We start from the raw sequence: 644 nt of genomic DNA, 5'->3' as shown, positions 1-644 counted from the left end.
CGCGTCGTAGCGGTAGCGAAAGACCTGGCTCACCGGCTCGCCGTTTGGGCCCGCTCGCACCACGGCCGCCTGCGTCATGCGGTGCTGCGCGTCGTAGCGAAAGTGCTGCTCGGTGTGCGCGCCGATGCGCTTTCTCACCAGCCGGCCGAAGCCGTCGTAGTCGAAGCGCTTGTCCTGCAGCACCTTCACCCGGTTGTTGCGCACCCAGCCCCGGCCAGCGCCGTCCATCGCCTGGGCCCGGTCGGCGACGCGGTTGCCCGCCGGGTCGTAGTGGAAGACTTCGTTCAGCGCGGCGGCGGCGCCTTCGCCCGCCGCGCCCTGGCCAGAAGGCGCCAGGGCGGACGGCAGGCCGGCGTGCACCGCCGAGAGCAGCCGGCCGACCGGGTCGTAGCGGTATTCGGTCTCGCCATGGCGGCTGTGCCGCGCCCGCGCCAGTTCGCCCGCGCTGTCGTACTCCCACTGCTTGAGCAGGCTGTCGGTGGCGGCGGGGCGCTGCAGGCGCTGGGCCCCAGGCGGCGCTTTGGCCGGCGATGCGGCCAGGGGCCCACGCGCCGGTCACCCGCAGGGCGGCGGACTGGGTCCACTGCGCACTGCGCCGACCCAGGCGTCGTACGCGTAGCGGCTGGCCAGCGGCTGGTGCGCAG

The 644-nt window shown here is 74.2% G+C and carries 1 protein-coding gene; it reads right to left on the bottom strand.

Annotated elements, in window-relative coordinates; all coding sequences use genetic code 11:
- A partial coding sequence (locus AC27IO_RS25145; protein WP_498741335.1) for a hypothetical protein occupies positions 1-360 on the bottom strand: 360 nt, incomplete at its 3' end.
- Between the last annotated feature and the right edge of the window lie 284 nt (positions 361-644).

This window comes from Acidovorax sp. KNOB132 (genome assembly GCF_057541515.1).
Note: the sequence above shows the minus strand (reverse complement) of the source record. Positions and strands in the feature narration are given on the sequence as shown.